General features: G+C 64.0%; 22 protein-coding genes. 13 read left to right on the top strand and 9 right to left on the bottom strand.

The window, feature by feature from the left end; genetic code table 11:
* Positions 1-10: 10 nt before the first annotated feature.
* Positions 11-682 carry a hypothetical protein gene (locus DQW77_RS03810; RefSeq protein WP_113256870.1) on the bottom strand — a complete coding sequence of 224 codons (672 nt, stop codon included), beginning with the start codon at positions 680-682 and terminating at the stop codon, positions 11-13.
* Between the two features lie 19 nt (positions 683-701).
* Positions 702-2,459 (bottom strand): dihydroxy-acid dehydratase, encoded by a 1,758-nt coding sequence (gene ilvD, locus DQW77_RS03805; RefSeq protein WP_113256869.1) that lies wholly within the window; start codon positions 2,457-2,459, stop codon positions 702-704.
* A gap of 100 nt (positions 2,460-2,559) precedes the next feature.
* Here ilvD and DQW77_RS03800 point away from each other — a divergent pair, with 100 nt between their 5' ends.
* From DQW77_RS03800 to DQW77_RS03785, 4 genes are all read left to right on the top strand, one after another.
* Positions 2,560-3,450, top strand: coding sequence for a CPBP family intramembrane glutamic endopeptidase (locus DQW77_RS03800; RefSeq protein ID WP_113256868.1), 891 nt, complete (start codon positions 2,560-2,562; stop codon positions 3,448-3,450).
* A gap of 59 nt (positions 3,451-3,509) precedes the next feature.
* Positions 3,510-4,457: an acetyl-CoA carboxylase, carboxyltransferase subunit beta gene (gene accD / locus DQW77_RS03795; RefSeq protein ID WP_113256867.1), complete on the top strand. Its 948-nt coding sequence runs from the start codon at positions 3,510-3,512 to the stop codon at positions 4,455-4,457.
* Positions 4,454-5,728 carry a folylpolyglutamate synthase/dihydrofolate synthase family protein gene (locus DQW77_RS03790; protein ID WP_113256866.1) on the top strand — a complete coding sequence of 425 codons (1,275 nt, stop codon included), beginning with the start codon at positions 4,454-4,456 and terminating at the stop codon, positions 5,726-5,728. Before accD ends, DQW77_RS03790 begins: the two co-directional genes overlap by 4 nt.
* Before the next feature lie 315 nt (positions 5,729-6,043).
* Positions 6,044-6,670 (top strand): LysM peptidoglycan-binding domain-containing protein, encoded by a 627-nt coding sequence (locus DQW77_RS03785; protein WP_113256865.1) that lies wholly within the window; start codon positions 6,044-6,046, stop codon positions 6,668-6,670.
* A gap of 191 nt (positions 6,671-6,861) precedes the next feature.
* Here DQW77_RS03785 and DQW77_RS03780 read toward each other — a convergent pair whose 3' ends face one another.
* The 5 genes from DQW77_RS03780 to DQW77_RS03760 form a co-directional block, all read right to left on the bottom strand.
* On the bottom strand, positions 6,862-7,422 hold the full coding sequence (locus DQW77_RS03780) for a F0F1 ATP synthase subunit B (RefSeq protein ID WP_113256997.1): 561 nt from the start codon (positions 7,420-7,422) through the stop codon (positions 6,862-6,864).
* A gap of 5 nt (positions 7,423-7,427) precedes the next feature.
* Positions 7,428-7,958 carry a F0F1 ATP synthase subunit B' gene (locus DQW77_RS03775; RefSeq protein WP_113256864.1) on the bottom strand — a complete coding sequence of 177 codons (531 nt, stop codon included), beginning with the start codon at positions 7,956-7,958 and terminating at the stop codon, positions 7,428-7,430.
* Positions 7,959-8,043: 85 nt separating this feature from the next.
* Positions 8,044-8,280, bottom strand: a complete 237-nt coding sequence (locus DQW77_RS03770) for a F0F1 ATP synthase subunit C (protein ID WP_085799500.1) — start codon at positions 8,278-8,280, stop codon at positions 8,044-8,046.
* 110 nt (positions 8,281-8,390) lie between these two features.
* A complete protein-coding gene (locus tag DQW77_RS03765; protein ID WP_113256863.1) occupies positions 8,391-9,173 on the bottom strand; it encodes a F0F1 ATP synthase subunit A in 783 nt (260 codons plus the stop codon).
* Entirely contained in the window at positions 9,163-9,522 is a 360-nt protein-coding gene (locus DQW77_RS03760; RefSeq protein ID WP_113256862.1) for an AtpZ/AtpI family protein, read from the bottom strand. The genes DQW77_RS03765 and DQW77_RS03760 overlap by 11 nt, the downstream gene beginning before the upstream one ends.
* A 230-nt stretch (positions 9,523-9,752) precedes the next feature.
* Here DQW77_RS03760 and DQW77_RS03755 point away from each other — a divergent pair, with 230 nt between their 5' ends.
* Positions 9,753-10,103, top strand: a complete 351-nt coding sequence (locus tag DQW77_RS03755; protein WP_113256861.1) for a metalloregulator ArsR/SmtB family transcription factor — start codon at positions 9,753-9,755, stop codon at positions 10,101-10,103.
* 30 nt (positions 10,104-10,133) lie between these two features.
* On the opposite strand, the gene DQW77_RS03750 is transcribed toward DQW77_RS03755, so the two are convergent.
* Both DQW77_RS03750 and DQW77_RS03745 read right to left on the bottom strand, forming a co-directional pair.
* Positions 10,134-11,015, bottom strand: coding sequence for a DMT family transporter (locus DQW77_RS03750; RefSeq protein WP_113256996.1), 882 nt, complete (start codon positions 11,013-11,015; stop codon positions 10,134-10,136).
* A 20-nt stretch (positions 11,016-11,035) separates the two neighbouring features.
* Positions 11,036-11,917, bottom strand: coding sequence for a LysR family transcriptional regulator (locus tag DQW77_RS03745; protein ID WP_113256860.1), 882 nt, complete (start codon positions 11,915-11,917; stop codon positions 11,036-11,038).
* Between the two features lie 345 nt (positions 11,918-12,262).
* On the opposite strand from DQW77_RS03745, the gene ffh reads away from it, so the two are divergent.
* The 8 genes from ffh to rimM all read left to right on the top strand — a co-directional run bounded on the left by ffh (position 12,263) and on the right by rimM (position 17,638).
* Positions 12,263-13,756 carry a signal recognition particle protein gene (gene ffh / locus DQW77_RS03740; RefSeq protein ID WP_113256859.1) on the top strand — a complete coding sequence of 498 codons (1,494 nt, stop codon included), beginning with the start codon at positions 12,263-12,265 and terminating at the stop codon, positions 13,754-13,756.
* Between the two features lie 64 nt (positions 13,757-13,820).
* Positions 13,821-14,390, top strand: a complete 570-nt coding sequence (locus DQW77_RS03735; protein WP_113256858.1) for a GNAT family N-acetyltransferase — start codon at positions 13,821-13,823, stop codon at positions 14,388-14,390.
* Entirely contained in the window at positions 14,387-14,926 is a 540-nt protein-coding gene (locus tag DQW77_RS03730) for a GNAT family N-acetyltransferase (RefSeq protein WP_113256857.1), read from the top strand. The genes DQW77_RS03735 and DQW77_RS03730 overlap by 4 nt, the downstream gene beginning before the upstream one ends.
* Before the next feature lies 1 nt (position 14,927).
* Positions 14,928-15,533: a GNAT family N-acetyltransferase gene (locus tag DQW77_RS03725; protein WP_113256856.1), complete on the top strand. Its 606-nt coding sequence runs from the start codon at positions 14,928-14,930 to the stop codon at positions 15,531-15,533.
* An 81-nt stretch (positions 15,534-15,614) separates the two neighbouring features.
* Positions 15,615-15,911: a chorismate mutase gene (locus DQW77_RS03720; protein ID WP_113256855.1), complete on the top strand. Its 297-nt coding sequence runs from the start codon at positions 15,615-15,617 to the stop codon at positions 15,909-15,911.
* A 51-nt stretch (positions 15,912-15,962) separates the two neighbouring features.
* Positions 15,963-16,331, top strand: coding sequence for a 30S ribosomal protein S16 (rpsP, locus tag DQW77_RS03715; protein ID WP_113256854.1), 369 nt, complete (start codon positions 15,963-15,965; stop codon positions 16,329-16,331).
* Between the two features lie 24 nt (positions 16,332-16,355).
* Positions 16,356-16,985 carry a 5,6-dimethylbenzimidazole synthase gene (gene bluB / locus DQW77_RS03710; RefSeq protein ID WP_113256853.1) on the top strand — a complete coding sequence of 210 codons (630 nt, stop codon included), beginning with the start codon at positions 16,356-16,358 and terminating at the stop codon, positions 16,983-16,985.
* 140 nt (positions 16,986-17,125) lie between these two features.
* Positions 17,126-17,638, top strand: a complete 513-nt coding sequence (rimM, locus tag DQW77_RS03705; RefSeq protein ID WP_113256852.1) for a ribosome maturation factor RimM — start codon at positions 17,126-17,128, stop codon at positions 17,636-17,638.
* The last annotated feature ends 16 nt before the right edge of the window (positions 17,639-17,654 follow it).

Here is a 17,654-nt window from a genome sequence, read left to right as displayed (position 1 = left end):
TTCCAGATGATTACGAGGAATTTCCGAACAATCCCGAAAGGAACGTTCCCAGAGCGCCACGCGGCCGGTCCTGTGCCTGGTCCGACCCGCCTTGGCGAGCGTCATCGGCATGCCCACCCTCCGCGAGGCGCGCGGGCGGGTTGGCGTTGCGCAAAGTGTCTGCCAGTTCGGTCACAAGGCGCCGTCCCGCGGCGCCTGCCAGCCTGCTATCGCGGGGCGCATAGACTGCCAATCCGGTCAGATGGCCATTGAGTACCATGCTACCGCGCCAATGGCGCGGGTCACCGCCAGGCATCGCCTGGTCGCCCCCGGAAGCAAGGTGCACCAGCGCGAGATCCTCCCCGTTCACCATTTCCAGAGGGGCGGCATTCGGCGACAGCTTCTCGGCCAACTCCTCGGCCGTTGCATTGCGCACGCCCGGCTCATCCGGCAGAACCGATACGGTGATGACCGCAGGGTCCACCATGGGTCCTTCGCCGTCAATGTGGGCACAGCCCGCCATGAGAACGAAACTTCCCTGGTCACGGCGCCGGACATGGCTTTCGTCTATACAGTATCCCGCGGGGCTGGCAACGATCGCTCCGCCCTGGAAAAGGGCCGTGCGCTGAACTTGCCGCGAGTCGCGGACCGGGGACACACACCCCGCGACCGCCAGCATTGCGACGGCCGATGCCAGGGCCATCCAGAACCGGGGACCCCTTTCAAAGATCCATGTAGACATGGCGTTCCGCGGCACCGCCCGGATGTGTCACCGCACCCTTGTAGGTCTCACCCACGAGCTTGGCAAATTTCCATATCGCGCCGGACGCATAGATCGTCTCGCGCGGGCCGGGCCAGGCAGCCTTGCGCCGGGCCAGCTCCTTGTCGTCGAGATCGACCGACAGCTCGCCGCGGATCGCGTCGATGGTAATGCTGTCGCCCGTGGCGATCAGGGCAATCGGCCCGCCATGCGCCGCTTCGGGCCCGACATGGCCCACGCAGAACCCGCGAGTCGCCCCCGAAAAGCGGCCGTCCGTGATCAATGCAACCTTCTTGCCCATGCCCTGACCCGAAAGCGCGGCCGTGGTGGCCAGCATTTCGCGCATGCCGGGGCCGCCGGCCGGCCCCTCGTTGCGGATGACGATCACCTCGCCCTCCTCGTAACTCCGGGCCTTGACCGCTTCGAACGCCTCTTCCTCGCTCTCGAAGACCCGTGCAGGGCCGGTGAATACCTGGTGTTCGGGCGCGATCCCCGCCACCTTCACGATCGCCCCCTGTGGCGCAAGGTTGCCCTTGAGCCCGACAACGCCGCCAGTGGCCGTGAGGGGCTTGTCGATGGGGTGGATCACCTTTCCGTCGGCCTCGCGGTCGATCAGTTCAAGCTCCTCGCCGATGGACCGGCCGCTCGCGGTCATGCAGTCCTCGTGGATGAGCCCTGCCTTGCGCAGCTCCTTCATCACCACCGGGATACCGCCGGCATCAAAAAGATCCTTGGCCACGAATTGCCCACCCGGTTTCAGATCGACGAAATAGGGCGTGTCGCGAAAGATCTCGCAGACATCATCGAGATAGAACTCGATTCCCGCCTCATGAGCGATCGCCGGCAGGTGCAGCCCGGCATTGGTGGAGCCGCCTGTGCAGGCCACCACGCGCGCGGCGTTCTCAAGGCTCTGCCGCGTCACCACGTCCCGGGCCCGGATGTTCCTGTCCAGCAGAGACATCACCGCGACACCGCTGGCCTCGCCATACTGATCCCGTGATTCATACGGTGCGGGCATCCCGGAGGAGTTCATCAGCGCAAGGCCGATCGCCTCGGACACGCAGGCCATGGTGTTGGCTGTGAACTGCCCGCCGCAGGCCCCGGAGCTCGGGCAGGCCACGCGCTCCAGCATCTCCAGCGCAGCATCCGACAGGGTGCCGTTCTGGTTTCGCCCCACCGCTTCGAACATGTCCTGAACCGTCAGGTCACGGGTGCGGAAATCTTCGGGGATCTCGTCCACCTGCGGCGCCTTGCCCGGCAGGATCGAACCGCCGTAAACGAAAACCGAGGGCACGTTGAGCCGTACCATCGCCATCATCATCCCCGGCAGGGACTTGTCGCAGCCAGCGAGCCCGACAAGCGCGTCGTAACAATGGCCGCGCATCGTCAGCTCCACCGTATCGGCGATGGCCTCGCGGCTGGCGAGGGACGAACGCATGCCCTCGTGCCCCATCGCGATGCCGTCGGTCACGGTTATCGTGGTGAACTCGCGCGGGGATCCGTGCGCCTCCTTAACACCACCCTTCACCGCCTGGGCCTGACGCGACAGCGCGATGTTGCAGGGCGCGGCCTCGTTCCAGCATGTCGCGACTCCGACGAGCGGCTGATGGATCTCCTGCTCTGTCATGCCCATGGCGTAGTAATAGGACCGGTGAGGTGCGCGCGCCGGCCCTTCGGTCACATATCGGCTGGGCAGCTTGGATTTGTCGAACTTGGTCATGGCGGCCTTCCTGAAAACTTTTTGCCAACAGGGTTAAACAAGCACACCTGCAGGCACAAGGCCGATTGCAGGGGACGCGGGCGCGACCTAGATAAGCGGGATGAATTATGATCCGCACAGCGAATTGACCGATCCGGCCAGACCCAACAGCGAACTCTGGCGCCTGGCGGCCGGGCTGATGATGGGCGTTCTGGTTTATTATGGTCTGAACTGGGCCATTTTCGCTCTGGTCGCCCTTGGTGCCGGTGACGAGGCCTACATGAACTTCATGCAGGTCGTGCGCGAGGGTGAAACCCCTCTTGCTGTCCTCGTGCAACTTTACAGCTTCGGCTGTCTCGGGGCGGCCGTCATGATCGTCACCGCCCACATGCACAATCGACCGGCCCGCGGTCTGCTCGGGCCACTGCCCCGCGCGGTGCGCGATTTCACCCGCGTCTTCGTGGGCCTAGCGCTGCTTTACGCGGTCGTGACGCTGCTGCCGCCATGGACCCCGGCGCATGACCTCAAGCTGAACCTGCCGGTTACGGCTTGGTTGATGATGTTGCCGCTGGCCATTCCGGCGGTGCTTGTGCAGGTCGGGTCTGAGGAGTTGCTTTTCCGGGGCTACCTGCAACAACAACTGGGTGCGCGTTTCGCCAACCCGCTGGCCTGGATAGGGCTCCCTTCGCTTCTTTTCGGTGCGTTGCATTTCGCGCCCGGCGTCTACGGAGAGAACGCGCTGCTGATCGCGCTCTGGGCGGCATTGTTCGGTGTGGCTGCCGCAGATCTCACGGCGCGCAGCGGATCATTGGGGCCAGCCATCGGGTTGCACCTTTTCAACAACCTTGGCGCGATCCTCGTGACGGCCCTGCCCGGTCCGATGTCCGGCCTCGCGCTGTTCGTCGTGGAGCACGGGCCGCAGGCGGCCGAAATGCTGCGCCGGACAATCCCGGTGGATTTCGCAATGCTGCTGGTCAGCTGGCTGACGGCCCGGCTGGCCCTGCGACGCTGATTGCATTTCATGCGTCGGCGGCTTATCTCGGGGCCGAAACCGCTTGAGGGACCGCTTTCATGAACTGGATCACCAACTACATGCGTCCGCGGATCAACTCGATCTTCTCGCGCCGCGAGATGCCCGAGAACCTGTGGTCCAAGTGTGACGAATGCGGCACCATGCTCTTTCACCGGGAATTGAGTGACAATCTGAATGTCTGCACCAGTTGCGGCCATCACATGCAGATCACCCCGCGCGCCAGGTTCCAGGCTCTTTTCGACGGGGGCACCTTTGCACAGGTCTCGGTACCCGCGCCCAAGCCCGACCCCCTGCATTTCCGGGACCAGAAAAAATATCCCGACAGGATGCGCGCCGCGCAGAAATCCACTGGCGAGGTTGAGGCGATGCTCGTGGCCACCGGCGAGATCGGGCGCACGCCCATCGTCGCGGCGGCCCAGGACTTCAGTTTCATGGGCGGGTCGATGGGCATGTATGTTGGAAATGCCATCATCGCCGCAGCGCAGGAGGCCGTGAAGCTCAAACGCCCGCTCATTCTCTTTTCCGCTGCTGGCGGGGCCCGGATGCAGGAAGGTATTCTCAGCCTGATGCAAATGCCGCGGACAACCGTCGCCGTGCAGATGCTGCAGGAGTCCGGGTTGCCCTACATCGTCGTGCTCACGCACCCCACAACCGGCGGCGTGACGGCAAGTTACGCTATGCTGGGAGACGTGCATATAGCCGAACCGAACGCTCTTATCTGTTTCGCGGGACCGCGGGTGATCGAACAGACAATTCGGGAAAAACTGCCCGAGGGGTTCCAGCGTGCGGAATACCTTCTGGATCATGGAATGCTCGACCGGGTAACGCCGCGCACCCGGATGCGGGAGGAACTGATCACCATCACGCGCCTGCTTCTGGGGCTGCCCCCGGCGGTGCGCGGTGACCTGCCGCCGCCCGATCCGGCCGAGGCAACGCAGCCGGCAGCGGCTGAAACCCCCGCCACCGATCGGCAATCCCGGGAATGAAGGCTCCGAATTCCGACATCATCCTTGAACGGATGATGGCGCTGCACCCAAAGATCATCGACCTCACACTCGACAGGGTCTGGCGGCTTCTGGATGCCTTGGGCAACCCGCAGGACGCCCTTCCGCCTGTCATTCATGTCGCCGGAACCAACGGCAAGGGGTCGGCCCTGGCGATGATCCGCGCCGGGCTCGAAGGGGCGGGCAAGACCTGTCATGCTTATACCTCGCCTCACCTGGCGCGGTTTCACGAACGCATCAGGTTGGCCGGCGATCTGATCTCGGAACCCCACCTCATGCAGGTTCTGGATGAATGTTATGCCGCCAATGGAGAAGCCCCGATCACATATTTCGAGATCACGACCTGTGCCGCGATCCTGGCCATGTCGCGGGTCGGGGCCGATTACACGCTGCTCGAGGTGGGACTGGGCGGCCGGCTGGACGCCACCAACGTGATCGACACCCCCCGCCTTACGGTCATCACGCCGGTTTCGATGGATCATGAACAGTTCCTTGGTGATACGCTGACCGCGATCGCCAAGGAAAAAGCAGGCATCGTCAAGCGTGGCGTGACATGCGTCATCGGGCCACAGGATGACGCGGCCCTTGAGGTGATCGAGGATCGCGCGGCCCTTTGCCGGGCACCGGTTCTCGCACATGGGCAGCACTGGCACGTGCAGGATGAACGCGGCCGCCTTACCTATCAGGATGAACGCGGGTTGCTTGACCTGCCGCTGCCGGTGCTGCCCGGCGCCCACCAGATTCAGAATGCCGGCATCGCACTGGCGGCATTGCGCCATCTCGAGGCGGACGAAACCGCCTTCGAGGCGGCTATGTGCAACGCCCAATGGCCGGCCCGGATGCAAAGGTTGCGTCATGGTCCGCTCGTCAAAGCCGCCCCCGAGGCCGAACTCTGGCTTGACGGCGGACACAACGCTGCCGCGGGCCGCGCGCTCGGGCAGCACCTCGCCACGTTGCCGGCACGTCCCACGCACCTGATCTGCGGGATGCTCAACACCAAGGACATCTCGGGTTACCTGACGCCGCTCTCCGGGGTGGCCGGAAGCCTTACCGCCGTCTCCATACCGGGCGAGGCCAATACACTCCCGGCGGCCGATACAGCGGCGGCGGCCGAACGTGCCGGCATGTCGGCCTTTACCGCGCCAACTCCTTTGGGTGCGTTGGAAAACATCGTCGCGGACACGCCCCGGGCACGTGTCCTGATTTGCGGGTCGCTCTACCTCGCGGGGCATATTCTGCGTGACAACGCCTGATGATCCCGCGAACGGCCCCGGATGCCGTAGCGGAGGTTCGGGGCATCGGCTGCGGCGAAATTCTTGCAATGTCCGGTGAAAACTCCTGTTTACCGGCCCGAACGTGACCTGCGCGCGGGAATTTCCGACATGCCGAATCACTTTATGTTGACCGATTCGCATTGATTCGCCTATATCTGGGTGAAATCAGGCAAGCGTCAGCCCGCATTCGAAGCGGGACGGCGATATCGGGGGATACGTTTTGGCCGCGCGGCACAAGACGCGACAGCACGGAACAAAAGCGCGGGCTCAAGCCCGGCGCTCAGGGGGGATGCGATGATCCGTATCGCGCTTGTCCTGGCCGGTTTCATTGCCGTGAACATCGCGCTGATCTTGGTACTGACCGCCAATGGTCCGCGGCGCGATGTGGCCCAATCGGGAGGCATTGACGGCGTGACGCGCATGCAAGCCGGGCTTGATCCGGACGGATTTCGGGACGAGGCGATCCGCCCCGATCCTGTGCCGGTCGCTGCCCCGGACCATGATACAGCGCTCCCTCGGGACGACAGCGGCGCCGGCGGGGCAGGCACGCCGCCACGACTTGAACAGCTCATCATCGCCGCGCTGGCGCAAGGCAAGCCCGAGGCTTACCTTGACGAAGTGGCCATCAGGGCGGCAGCGCCCGGCGGGGGCGACGTGCCGCAAAACCTCATGTCGGCAGATGGTCGCGTCGATACAGCGCCGTTGCTGGCGATGCTCGGCACGAACAGGCAGCACGCGGATGCGCCCGCACCCGGAGCCCGTCATCACATCGTGCGGCCGGGCGATACGCTGGAATCGATTTCTTATCGTTTCTACGGACAGACCGGCCATGAAGACGAGATCCACGACGCAAATCGGGACATTCTGTCCGGTTCCGGTGCCCTCGAACCCGGGCTGAGGCTCGTGGTTCCTGAACAGTAACGAGATCGAAGGATTACAGGCAGACCTCCAGACGACTATCGTGGCAGGCGTGATTGAGGGGCCGGTTCAACGGCCCCCTTTCATGTCCGGACCCCGGAGAACCGGCGTAGGCAAATCAAGGGTGACCGGACCAGAAAACCCCGGACCGCAGGTCCGGGGTTTCGATGGAAGGGGCGATGTCTGCGCGCTTTTCAGTGCAGCTTCGCCTCGACCTCACCGATGGCGTCCTCGATCATCTTGTTGCCTTCGGCAGCCGTCATCTGCTTGGCGATGACATCGCGGGCCGCTCCGATGGCTATGGTGACGGCCTGATCCCGCACTTCCTTGACAGCGTTGGCCTGTGCGGACGCGATCCTGTCCTCCGCGGCCTGCATCCGGCGCGCAATCGACACCTTGAGATCCTCCTGCGCCTGTTCCGCGGCGGCGGCCGCCTCGGCTTTGGCGTGCGCGACGATCCTGTCCGCCTGCGATTGCACTTCCTTTTGCTTGCGCTCGTAGCTGGCCAGAAGCGCCTGCGCCTCCTCACGCAGCGCGCGGGCCTCGTCAAGTTCGCTCTTGATGCCTGCTGCGCGCTTGTCGATCATCGCTCCCACCAGCGAGGGCACCTTGAAATAGACAAGCACACCGACAAAGATCAGGAAGGCCAGCAGTACCACGAAATCGGTATTGCTTAGCGAAATGAAGGGGCCGGAGGCTGCGAGCGCCGGACCAGCCGGGGCAAGCGCCGCGAGTGTTGCCAGAACCGTTCTCATGGCGATCATTCCTTCATCCGTGCATTGACCGCGGCCGTCACGCTGCGCGCGTCCGCCTTGCCGCCCATGGCTGCCACGACTTCCTGTGCAGTGTCCTTGGCAACTTCCTTGACGCTCTCCAGCGCTCCTTCCCGGATCTCGGCGATCTTCTTGTCGCCTTCCGCCGTCTTCGCGGCGATCTCGGCATCGGCCTTTGCCACCGCCTCGTCAAGCTCGGCCTTGATGTCGGCCTTGGTCTCGGCAATGATTTTCTGCGCCTCGGCACGGGCATCGGCCAGCGCCTTGTTGTACGCCTCTTCGGCTTCCGCTGCCTTGGCCTTCAGATCCTCGGCGGCAGCGATGTCGTTCGTGATCGTTCCCTGACGCTCGGCCAGAACGGCCGCGATCCGCGGCAGCGCCACACGCGACAGAACGAAATAGATCACCACCAAGGTCACGACCAACCAGAAAATCTGGTTGCTGTAGGTGGTTATATCCAGCTGCGGCATGCCTGCGCCCGACGCGGCGTCGGCTGCTGCGGTGGTGTCGGTTGCCATGTCGTCCTCCTTCGGGAACTTTCCGTTTGAACCGGGTGGTCGGCGTGTGCCGCCACCCGGCCGTAAGGATCAGCTTCCGGTGGGCTCAGACGGCGAACATCAGCAGAAGCGCGACGAGGAACGAGAAGATCCCCAGAGCTTCCGAGAACGCGATACCGATGAACATGGTCGCTGTTTGGCCGCCGGCGGCGGAGGGGTTGCGAAGTGCACCCGAGAGGAAGTTGCCAACCACGTGGCCCACACCAACGGCTGCCCCGCCCATGCCCGTACAGGCCAGACCGGCACCAATATATGCACCCATTTGTACGACGTCGCCTTCCATTTCGATTCTCCTTACGTTGGAATTGCGTTGTTTCGTTTGTCCGTATGGCAGGCGAGCCCACCGTTGATTTCATCATGCACCGGCCCCTTGGCCGGTTACCCGCCCGGTGATCAGTGATGCGGATGAAGCGCGTCCTTCAGGTAAACACAGGTCAGGATCGCGAATACATACGCCTGAATGAAGGCCACCAGAACCTCCAGCGCATAGATTGCCGTGATCGCCAGGATGCTCAGCGGCGTCACCAGGATCCCCACCCCGACCGAGATCGTGATCATCGGCGCAAACGCGGCGAAAACCTTGATCACCGCGTGGCCGGCCATCATGTTGCCGGCAAGACGAATGGAATGGCTGACCGGGCGCACGAAGTAGGAAATCACCTCGATCAGCGCCAGGATCGGACGCAGCGGCAACGGGGCGGCGCTGATCCAGAACAGGCCCAAGTAGCCGGCGCCGTGCTTGACGAACCCGATGACTGTCACCGCTATGAACACCGCCATCGCCATCACCGCGGTCACGGCAATGTGGCTTGTGGTGGTAAATGCCGCCGGCAGAAGCCCGAGGAAGTTGGACACCACAATAAACATGAAAAGCGTCATGATATACGGGAAGAATTTCACGCCATCCTTGCCGGCGACGTCTTCTACCATCTTGTAAACGAACCCGTATGCCAATTCCGCGATCGACTGGGTGCGCCCCGGCACCGTGGATCTCTTCGATGTGCCCAGCACCAGCAGCGCGATGATTGCCAGCACCGTCAGGGCCATCCACATCGTCACATTGGTGATCGTGAACATGCCGACCGGCCCGTCGCTGAACAGGGGCTTCACGATGAACTGATCCATCGGGTGAAAAACCAGTCCGCCGTCGTCGGCGGTGTTCGCTTCAGTCGCCATCTTTCGTCCTCTCGCCGCCCTTGCGGGCCTCTTTTCGCTCGGCCTCTTCGGCCAATTTGTCCCGCTGGATTTCCTTGGCGCTACGCATCATGGTCTTGATACCCGCGGCCAGCCCCAGCAAAGTGAACAGCACAAGGAAGACCGGCAGAGTGCCAAAAAGGCGATCCAGGCCATACCCAATGCCAAAGCCGATCAGAAGACCGACAACAAGTTCTATCACCATCCTCCAGGCAAGATGCGCCTGGCTGTAGTGCTCGTCCTGATGGGCTTTCGGCGCTTCCTTGCCCTTCAGGGCCTTTATCCGAGCGTCAAGCCGCGCAAGGCGCTCGCTCTTCTCGGGGTCGGTCACGCGAAATAGCCCTCCGGAACGGTTGGCTATTTGCTAAGCCGGGGTCGCCCGCGAGTCAAGCACACGCAGCAATGTATCAAGAAACTTTCAATACTCTGAAAACCAACAACTTTTACCCCTTCCGTCCGACGAGGCACCTTTTGACAAGCCGGGTATCTCGGTCCGTGGGCACAAGACGCATATTCAACCGTACGGTTGACGATCCTGAGCCGTCGAGCGTATTGGCAGGCATGGCGCCAACCCTCGATACCGTCTTCGCGGCCCTTGCCGATCCCACCCGTCGGGCGATCCTGTCGCTTCTTCTGGAGGATGACATGGCCGTTACCGACGTGGCAGAACCGTTCGAGATGAGCCTCGCCGCGATCTCCAAGCATCTTGGCATCCTGTCCCGTGCCGGCCTTATCAGCCAGGAACGCCGCGGGCGGGTGGTGTGGTGCAAGCTCGAACCCGGGGCGCTGCGCGAGGCCAGCGTCTGGATGCAGGGCTTCGGACAATTCGAAGCGGTTAACCTCGACGCCTTCGAGAAATTCCTTGAAATCGAATTCGCACAGTTCCCTGGCCGCTCTGCCCCGCAAGAGTGACCGGCCGGACCTGCCGTCGTCACCGCAGGCTCAGCCCTCGTCCTTGAGCAGCACAAGCAATGCCAGCACCGTCAACCCCACGCCTCCCATGATCATAACCGGCGGCAGCGAATGCCCAAGGGCCGCTTCCCAGCAAATGACCCATGTAGGCGTGAGATAGGTATAGGCCATGACCTTGGCCGATGGCAGCCTGAGCGACGCATACTGCAAAAGCACGAAGCTCGCCGCGGTGGCGAAGACGGCGACATAGACCAGCGTGATCCACACGATCCCGGGCAGCGCGGTCCAATCCGTCGCGGCGATGTCGCGCCAACCTGCCAGCGCAACCAGCACCGCCGCCCCAACCGTGGCGCCGAAGGAGAAAACCACCGGCGGTTCGCCGCGGTTCAACAACCGCACCATCGGGGTATAGACGGCATGCGCCACGCAGCCGAAGAAATAGATCACCTCCCCGCGTCCGGGCGCGAAAGCCACGATTTTGGCCGGATCGGCATCGAAGATCACCCACAGCGCCCCGGTCGCCCCGATGGCAAGCGCCAGCGCCATTCGCGACGTGGTGATCTGGCGCAGCATCACGTAACCCGCAAGGCCCGACACTATCGGCGTAAGGGTGAACACGGCCGCCGCCGAAACCGGCGCAGCGGTCTTGAGCCCTTCGAACATGAGCACGAAATACAATCCCATCGCGCCGCCCAGCAGAAGATATCGCCAAGGCGCCCGGAACGCGGCGCGTGAAAAACCGTGGGTCACCTGAACCGCGGCCCCGACGATCAAGGCCGCAAGAACGAATCGCACCGCGTTGAGGGCAGTTGGCGCCACGTGCGGCGCCGCCATCGAACCGAGTGCAAATGACCCTGCGATCAGCGCCGAAAAGGCCAGCATCGCCAAATGCCCGCGCATCGGCTGTGTCATGGGCACACGGACGCCGGCGGTCATGCGCCCTGCCAGGTTTTCGACCGTATCTTGATGAAGGAAAGAAACGCCTGAACCTTCGTGGTACGGTGCAGGTCCATGTGCGTGACCAGCCACAGCGGCGCCGACCATTCGTCGCGCGGACCCGTTATGCGCACCAGTCCACCGATCTCGGCTGCCTGCATTTCCGACAGGAACCCGATACCGGCCCCCTCCGCAATGGCGCGCCGCTGTGCGTGCACGTCACCACTGCGAAAGGTGATGCAAGCTTCTGGCACGGCATCGCGCAACCAGCGCGCGAAGGGCGCACGCGAATCCGGGTCATCGGCGCTGACGAACCGATGGCGCGAAAACTCGGCCTCACCTGCCGGCCGACCGTGCCGGTCGATGTATGCCTCGCTGGCGAAAAGCGCCATGCGTTGTTTCAGCAGCGGTTGCACGACGTTGTCGGCCTCCTCGGGCGCCGGCCCTGCGCGCACCGCCACATGCGCTTCGCCGTATTCCAGCCGGAAAAGGCGATCTCCGGTCAGGTAACGCACCAAGATATCGGGATACTCGGCCTGAAATTCCGCCAGCACCGGAACCAGCAAATGACTGAGCCCCCCGACCGAGGTCACCACCAGATCGCCGGTCACCGCGTCGCCGCGCCCGCGCAAGCGCCCTTCGAGCTGTGACAACTGGTCGTCGGTGGCCTGCGCCACGCGCAGCAGGTCATCACCGGCCTCGGTCGGGGTGTAGCCGCGGGCATGGCGTTGGAACAGCTTCACCCCCAGCCGCGCCTCCAGCGCGTCGATATGGCGGATGACGGTGGCGTGATGCACGCCCATGTCCTGAGCCGCGCCGCTCACCGTCCCGATACGGGCCACGTTGTAGGCGGTCCTGATCTCGTCCCAGTTGTCCATAGTGTCCCGGCAGCATTGTGCGAATACCAACACTTTTCCGGCAATTGGTAGCGATATGGCAACCCGGGCACAAGTCCGGCGCTTGACCGGGAAGATCATACAGCCCCACCTTTGTCCGGATCCCGCGGGCACCTGCGGCGAGGAAGAACACCGGCCTTGACTTCCGCAAACTTTCGGCATACGCGATCCCAAATTTCCGGAAGTCGCATCGCTTCCGGTCCCTGCGGCGCAATGCCCGGGATCGCCCCCCACCAGCGAGTTTCGCCCGTGGGGGCATTTGTGTATTGAACCGCCGCCCCCATCTGGGGAAGGGCACGGCAGCAACCGGCGAAGGAGGCCAGGGCGATGTTTGAAAATCTTTCCGAACGCCTCTCAGGCGTCCTCGACCGCCTGACACGGCAGGGCGCGCTTTCCGAAGAGGACGTGAAGACCGCCCTGCGCGAGGTGCGCGTCGCGCTGCTGGAGGCCGACGTATCCCTTCCCGTGGCGCGCGACTTCATCAGCCGGGTCCAGAAACAGGCCACCGGCGCCGCGGTCACCAAGTCGGTCACGCCCGGCCAGCAGGTGATCAAGATCGTCCATGACGCGCTCGTGGAGATGCTCACCGGCGAGGAGGAGCCGGGCGCGCTCAAGATCGACACCCCGCCGGCGCCGATCCTGATGGTCGGCCTGCAGGGCTCGGGCAAGACCACCACGACCGCCAAGCTGGCCAAGCGCCTGCGCGACCGCGACGGCAAGCGCGTGCTGATGGCCTCGCTCGACGTGAACCGCCCCGCCGCGATGGAGCAGCTCCAGATCCTCGGACAGCAGATCGGGATCGACACCCTGCCCATCGTCAAGGGCGAGGATCCGGTTGCGATCGCCAGGCGCGCGAAGACCCAGGCCAGCCTCGGGGGCTATGACGTCTACATGCTCGACACCGCCGGGCGGCTCCATATCGACGACGAGCTCATTGCCCAGGCCGCGGCGGTGCGCGACGTGGCCAACCCGCGCGAAACCCTGCTGGTGGTGGACGGGCTCACCGGGCAGGACGCCGTCAACGTCGCCACCGAGTTCGACGCCCGCATCGGTGTTTCGGGCGTGGTGCTCACCCGGATGGACGGTGACGGGCGCGGTGGCGCGGCGCTCTCGATGCGCGCCGTGACGGGCAAACCGATCCGCTTTGTCGGCACCGGCGAGAAGATGGAGGCCCTGGAAACCTTCGAGCCCGAGCGCATCGCCGGGCGCATCCTGGGCATGGGTGACATCGTCAGCCTGGTCGAAAAGGCGCAGGAAACCCTGGAGGCCGAGCAGGCCGAGCGCATGATGAAGCGCTTCCAGAAGGGTCAGTTCAACATGAACGACCTCAAGGCCCAGCTGGAACAGATGCAGAAGATGGGCGGCATGGAAGGCATGATGGGCATGATGCCCGGTATGGGAAAGATGGCCAAGCAGGTGCAGGAGGCGGGTTTCGACGACCGCGTCATCACCCGCCAGATCGCCCTCATCCAGTCGATGACCCGCAAGGAGCGCGCCAACCCCAAGATCCTGCAGGCCAGCCGCAAGAAGCGCATCGCGAAAGGCGCCGGGCAAGAGGTCAGTGAACTCAACAAGCTTCTGAAGATGCAGCGCCAGATGGGCGACATGATGAAGAAGATGGGCAAGGGCGGCGCCCTGAAACAGGCGATGAAGGGCATGTTCGGAAAGGGCGGCCCCGGCCCCGAGGATCTTCAGGGCATGGATCAGAAATCTCTGGAACAGGCGGCAAGGCAACTGGGCGGCGGTCGAGGCGGTCTGCCCGGCACGGGCGGCGGCGCCGGGCTTCCCCCGGGCCTTTCCGGGTTCGGCAAGAAGAAATGATCGCGGTGGCCTCGTCACGTCGGGAAAGCCAGTGCCGGCATTGTCCGGGTGCGGTGGCGTGCGCATGAGCCTGACCCTCACCATACCCCGGCTGGAAACCGGCCGCCTGGTGCTGCGCGGGCCGCAGCACGACGATTTCGAACCGCTTTGCGCCTTCCTGCTGGACCGTGAGCGGTCCTGGGGATTCGGGACCGAGCGGGACCGCGCCAAGGCGTGGCGCTGGTTCGCCTGCAATATCGGCCACTGGGCGCTTCACGGGTATGGCTATTTCACCATCCAGTGGAAGGAAACCGGCCAGCCCTGCGGCATCACCGGCATCTGGAACCCGGAGGGCTGGCCCGAACCCGAAATCGGCTGGGTCGTGTTCGACGGGTTCGAGGGCCGCGGCATCGCCTTCGAGGGCGCCGAACGTGCCCGCCGCTGGGCCTATGAGGAGCTGGGCCTCGCCACGCTGACCTCGAACATCGTGCCGGGCAACGACCGCTCCGTCGCACTGGCCGAACGTCTTGGGGCCTGGTTCGAACGCGAATACGACAATGTCGAAATGGGCGCCGAACGGCTTTACCGCCACCCTTCGCCCGCCGACCTGGGGATCGGCGCGGACAATGACGGCAGCCCGGAGGCCTACGCATGACGCTTCGCCATGCCGATACCCCGGTTCTGGAAACCGAACGACTGCGCTTGCGCGCCTTCGATGCGCGCGACGTGGCGCGCGGCGTGAATTACCTGACGCAGGTGCGCACCGTGTACATGGGCGGGCCGTATTCCAGGGCCGCCGCCTGGGATCATTGTGCCGGCCTGATCGGCCATTGGGCGATCCACGGCTTCGGTCTCTTCGTGCTCTGCCTTGAAGGCGACGATCAGGCGATCGGGGATTGCGGGCTGCTGATGCCCGGCGGCTATCCCGAGATCGAGCTGGGCTGGGGCATCTGGGATCCCGCGCTGGAAGGCCGGGGGTATGCCCGCGAAGCCGCCCGCGCCGTGCGCGCCCATGCCTACGGAACATTCGGCCTGTCCACGCTGGTCAGCTACATCGACCCGGAAAACGCCCGCTCAATCGCTCTGGCCGAACGTCTGGGCTGCACGCTGGACGCGGGTGCCGCTATTCCCGACCTGCCCGGCTGGACGGGCACGATCGTCTACCGTCACCCCGCACCGGAGGCCGCCTGACATGCCCACGTCCCGCATTCCCGTCCTGGACACCCGCCGCCTGGTGCTGCGCGGCCCCGAACCCGACGATTATCCCAACTTCAAGGCCACCTTCGCCTCCTACCGGTCGCGTTTCATGGGCGGGCCGCTCAACCCCTACGAGACCTGGATGCTCTACGCCGCCGAGATCGGCCACTGGGAGATCCGCGGCTATGGCATGTGGATGATCCACGACCGCGAGACCGACAAGACCCTCGGCATGACCGGCGGCTGGTATCCGGCCGGCTGGCCCGAACGCGAGATCGCCTGGATCATCTGGCCCGACGAGGCCGGCCATGGCTACGCGCTTGAGGCCACCCACGCGGTGCGCCGGTATTTCTACGACGATCTCGGCTGGGAAGGTGCCGTCAGCTACATCGATCCCAAGAACCTCGACAGCATCCGCCTGGCCGAACGGCTGGGGTGCGTCAAGGACAAGGAGGCCGCGACGATCGACGGCAACGATGCCGTGTATCGTCATCCCGCCCCGGAGACGCTGCGCTCCGGGCAGCTTCTGGACGGGATAGAACTTGAGATCAGTCATTACTGCGACCCCCTGTTCAAGCCGAAGGGAATGCCGGTTGACTGATTTCATCTTCCATATGCGCGCAGGCGCGGGTGGCATGACAGGCCTGCGACCCGCCCGTCACATCGTTTTGCGAGGCCACCGATGACCGATACCACCGCCCGCGCCGCCGCGCTCCTGCGTGAGCACCGTGAAAGCATAGATCGCCTCGATGCAATCCTGGTCTACACACTGGGCGAGCGGTTCAAGCACACCCAGGCCGTGGGCCTTCTCAAGGCCGAGCATGACCTTCCCCCGTCCGATCCCGATCGCGAAGCGGCACAGATCGCGCGGCTTGAAGACTTGGCGAACCGGGCCGACCTGGACCCGGAATTCGCCAAGAAATTCCTCAATTTCATCATCGCTGAAGTCATTCAGCACCACCGGAAACAACAATCGTAGGATGCGTGATTTCACGCACCTTTCCACCGCCATTCAAAGGAGAAAATGACAATGGCCATGAAGATCCGACTTTCCCGCGGCGGCTCCAAGAAGCGCCCGCACTACTCCATCGTCGCCGCCGACAGCCGCATGCCGCGCGACGGGCGCTTCATCGAGAAGCTCGGCACCTACAACCCGCTTCTGCCAAAGGACAGCGAGGACCGCGTCAAGATGGATCTCGAACGCATCCAGCACTGGCTTGACAAGGGGGCACAACCCTCCGACCGCATCAGCCGCATGCTTGAAGCCGCCGGCGTTCTGAACAGGAAAGAGCGCAGCAACCCCAACAAGGGAACCCCCGGCAAGAAGGCGCAGGAACGCGCTGCCGAAAAGGCGGAGAAAGCCGCCGCCGCCAGCGAAGAGGCGACCGGCGAGGCGTAAGGGGCTCGGAGGTGAAGGGCTGGAATGGATAGGTTTTCACCGGACTTCCGGAACCTACTCGGCGATCTGATGCGCTGGCGGCGGGACGTGCGCCGCTTTCGCACCGATCCGGTGGACGAGGCACTGCTGCGCAGCTGCCTCGACACCTTCCTCCTCGCACCTTCCGTCGGGTTGAGCGAGCCGTGGCGTCTCATTCGCCTTCAGACGGTGAGCGCACGCCGCGCCGCACTCGACAATTTCAACGACGCCAATGCCGAAGCGTTGGGTGGTTACGATGGCGAACGTGCACAGCTCTACAGTCAGCTCAAGCTTTCGGGCATGCAGGACGCGCCGATTCAGATCGCGGTCTATTGTGACGAATCGACCACAAAAGGCGCCGGTCTTGGTGCGCGCAGCATGCCCGAGATGCGCCGCTACTCCGTCGTCGCCGCGATCACGCAGTTCTGGCTTGCGGCGCGCGCCGAGGGACTGGGCGTCGGCTGGGTGTCGATCCTGGATCCGGCGCGCTTGGCCCGCGACCTTGACGTGCCTGCGGACTGGACGCTGGTCGCGTATCTCTGCATCGGTTGGCCCGAAAAAGAGAGCACAAATCCGGAACTCGAGACCGCCCGGTGGGAAGATCGGCGCGGTGCCCTGATGATCGAGGCGCGCTGAGATGCTCCGCCCGGTCCGTCTGGTGATCGTCTGTCTCATTGCCTTCACCGCCGGCGTGCTATTCGAAAGGCGGTCACAGAGTGACGCCTGCGCGGCGGCAGGCGGCACGATGAGCGGGTCATTCTGTGAAGGAGCGACACATGACTGAGCGCATCTGCATAGGCGCCGTTGCAGGTGCCTTCGGCGTCAAGGGTGAGCTGCGGCTCAAGAGTTTCACCGCCACGCCTGAGGATATCGCGGCCTACGGCCCCGTGGAGACCGAAACCGGGGCGCAGTGTTTCACGATCAGGCTTACCGGCCAGACGACAAAGGGCTCGCTGATTGCCCGACTCTCGGGCATCGACACCAAGGAAGCGGCGGACGCATTGCGCGGGACACGCCTTTTCGCGCCACGGGACCGCCTGCCCGAGCTGCCCGATGACGTATACTACCATGCGGACCTGATCGGCCTCGAGGTCTTCGATACCGGAGGGGCCTACCTGGGCAAGGTCACCGCCGTGCATGATCACGGGGCCGGAGACATTCTTGAAATCCGCTGCCCCGGTGTTTCGGCCACTGTCCTCATGCCGTTCACGCAGGCCGTGGTTCCGACGGTTGATCCGGCAAGGGGACGGATGGTAGCAGATCCACCAGATGGGCTGTTCCCCGAATGACCCTCAAGTGCGGCAT

The sequence above is a fragment of the Roseovarius sp. TE539 genome (assembly GCF_003298505.1).
Taxonomy (GTDB): domain Bacteria; phylum Pseudomonadota; class Alphaproteobacteria; order Rhodobacterales; family Rhodobacteraceae; genus Roseovarius.
The sequence above is the reverse complement of the archived record's forward strand: the minus strand, read 5'-3'. Positions and strand labels throughout refer to the sequence as shown.

Coding starts and splice junctions, on each gene's coding strand:
- DQW77_RS03785 (WP_113256865.1), top strand. CDS start 6,044: ATGATCCGTATCGCGCTTGTCCTGGCCGGTTTCATTGCCGTGAACATC.
- rpsP (WP_113256854.1), top strand. CDS start 15,963: ATGGCCATGAAGATCCGACTTTCCCGCGGCGGCTCCAAGAAGCGCCCG.
- DQW77_RS03745 (WP_113256860.1), bottom strand. CDS start 11,917: ATGGACAACTGGGACGAGATCAGGACCGCCTACAACGTGGCCCGTATC.
- DQW77_RS03775 (WP_113256864.1), bottom strand. CDS start 7,958: ATGGCAACCGACACCACCGCAGCAGCCGACGCCGCGTCGGGCGCAGGC.
- DQW77_RS03730 (WP_113256857.1), top strand. CDS start 14,387: ATGACGCTTCGCCATGCCGATACCCCGGTTCTGGAAACCGAACGACTG.
- DQW77_RS03750 (WP_113256996.1), bottom strand. CDS start 11,015: ATGACACAGCCGATGCGCGGGCATTTGGCGATGCTGGCCTTTTCGGCG.
- DQW77_RS03780 (WP_113256997.1), bottom strand. CDS start 7,422: ATGAGAACGGTTCTGGCAACACTCGCGGCGCTTGCCCCGGCTGGTCCG.
- DQW77_RS03810 (WP_113256870.1), bottom strand. CDS start 682: ATGGCCCTGGCATCGGCCGTCGCAATGCTGGCGGTCGCGGGGTGTGTG.
- DQW77_RS03800 (WP_113256868.1), top strand. CDS start 2,560: ATGAATTATGATCCGCACAGCGAATTGACCGATCCGGCCAGACCCAAC.
- DQW77_RS03720 (WP_113256855.1), top strand. CDS start 15,615: ATGACCGATACCACCGCCCGCGCCGCCGCGCTCCTGCGTGAGCACCGT.
- accD (WP_113256867.1), top strand. CDS start 3,510: ATGAACTGGATCACCAACTACATGCGTCCGCGGATCAACTCGATCTTC.
- rimM (WP_113256852.1), top strand. CDS start 17,126: ATGACTGAGCGCATCTGCATAGGCGCCGTTGCAGGTGCCTTCGGCGTC.
- DQW77_RS03770 (WP_085799500.1), bottom strand. CDS start 8,280: ATGGAAGGCGACGTCGTACAAATGGGTGCATATATTGGTGCCGGTCTG.
- ffh (WP_113256859.1), top strand. CDS start 12,263: ATGTTTGAAAATCTTTCCGAACGCCTCTCAGGCGTCCTCGACCGCCTG.
- DQW77_RS03725 (WP_113256856.1), top strand. CDS start 14,928: ATGCCCACGTCCCGCATTCCCGTCCTGGACACCCGCCGCCTGGTGCTG.
- ilvD (WP_113256869.1), bottom strand. CDS start 2,459: ATGACCAAGTTCGACAAATCCAAGCTGCCCAGCCGATATGTGACCGAA.
- bluB (WP_113256853.1), top strand. CDS start 16,356: ATGGATAGGTTTTCACCGGACTTCCGGAACCTACTCGGCGATCTGATG.
- DQW77_RS03765 (WP_113256863.1), bottom strand. CDS start 9,173: ATGGCGACTGAAGCGAACACCGCCGACGACGGCGGACTGGTTTTTCAC.
- DQW77_RS03790 (WP_113256866.1), top strand. CDS start 4,454: ATGAAGGCTCCGAATTCCGACATCATCCTTGAACGGATGATGGCGCTG.
- DQW77_RS03735 (WP_113256858.1), top strand. CDS start 13,821: ATGAGCCTGACCCTCACCATACCCCGGCTGGAAACCGGCCGCCTGGTG.
- DQW77_RS03755 (WP_113256861.1), top strand. CDS start 9,753: ATGGCGCCAACCCTCGATACCGTCTTCGCGGCCCTTGCCGATCCCACC.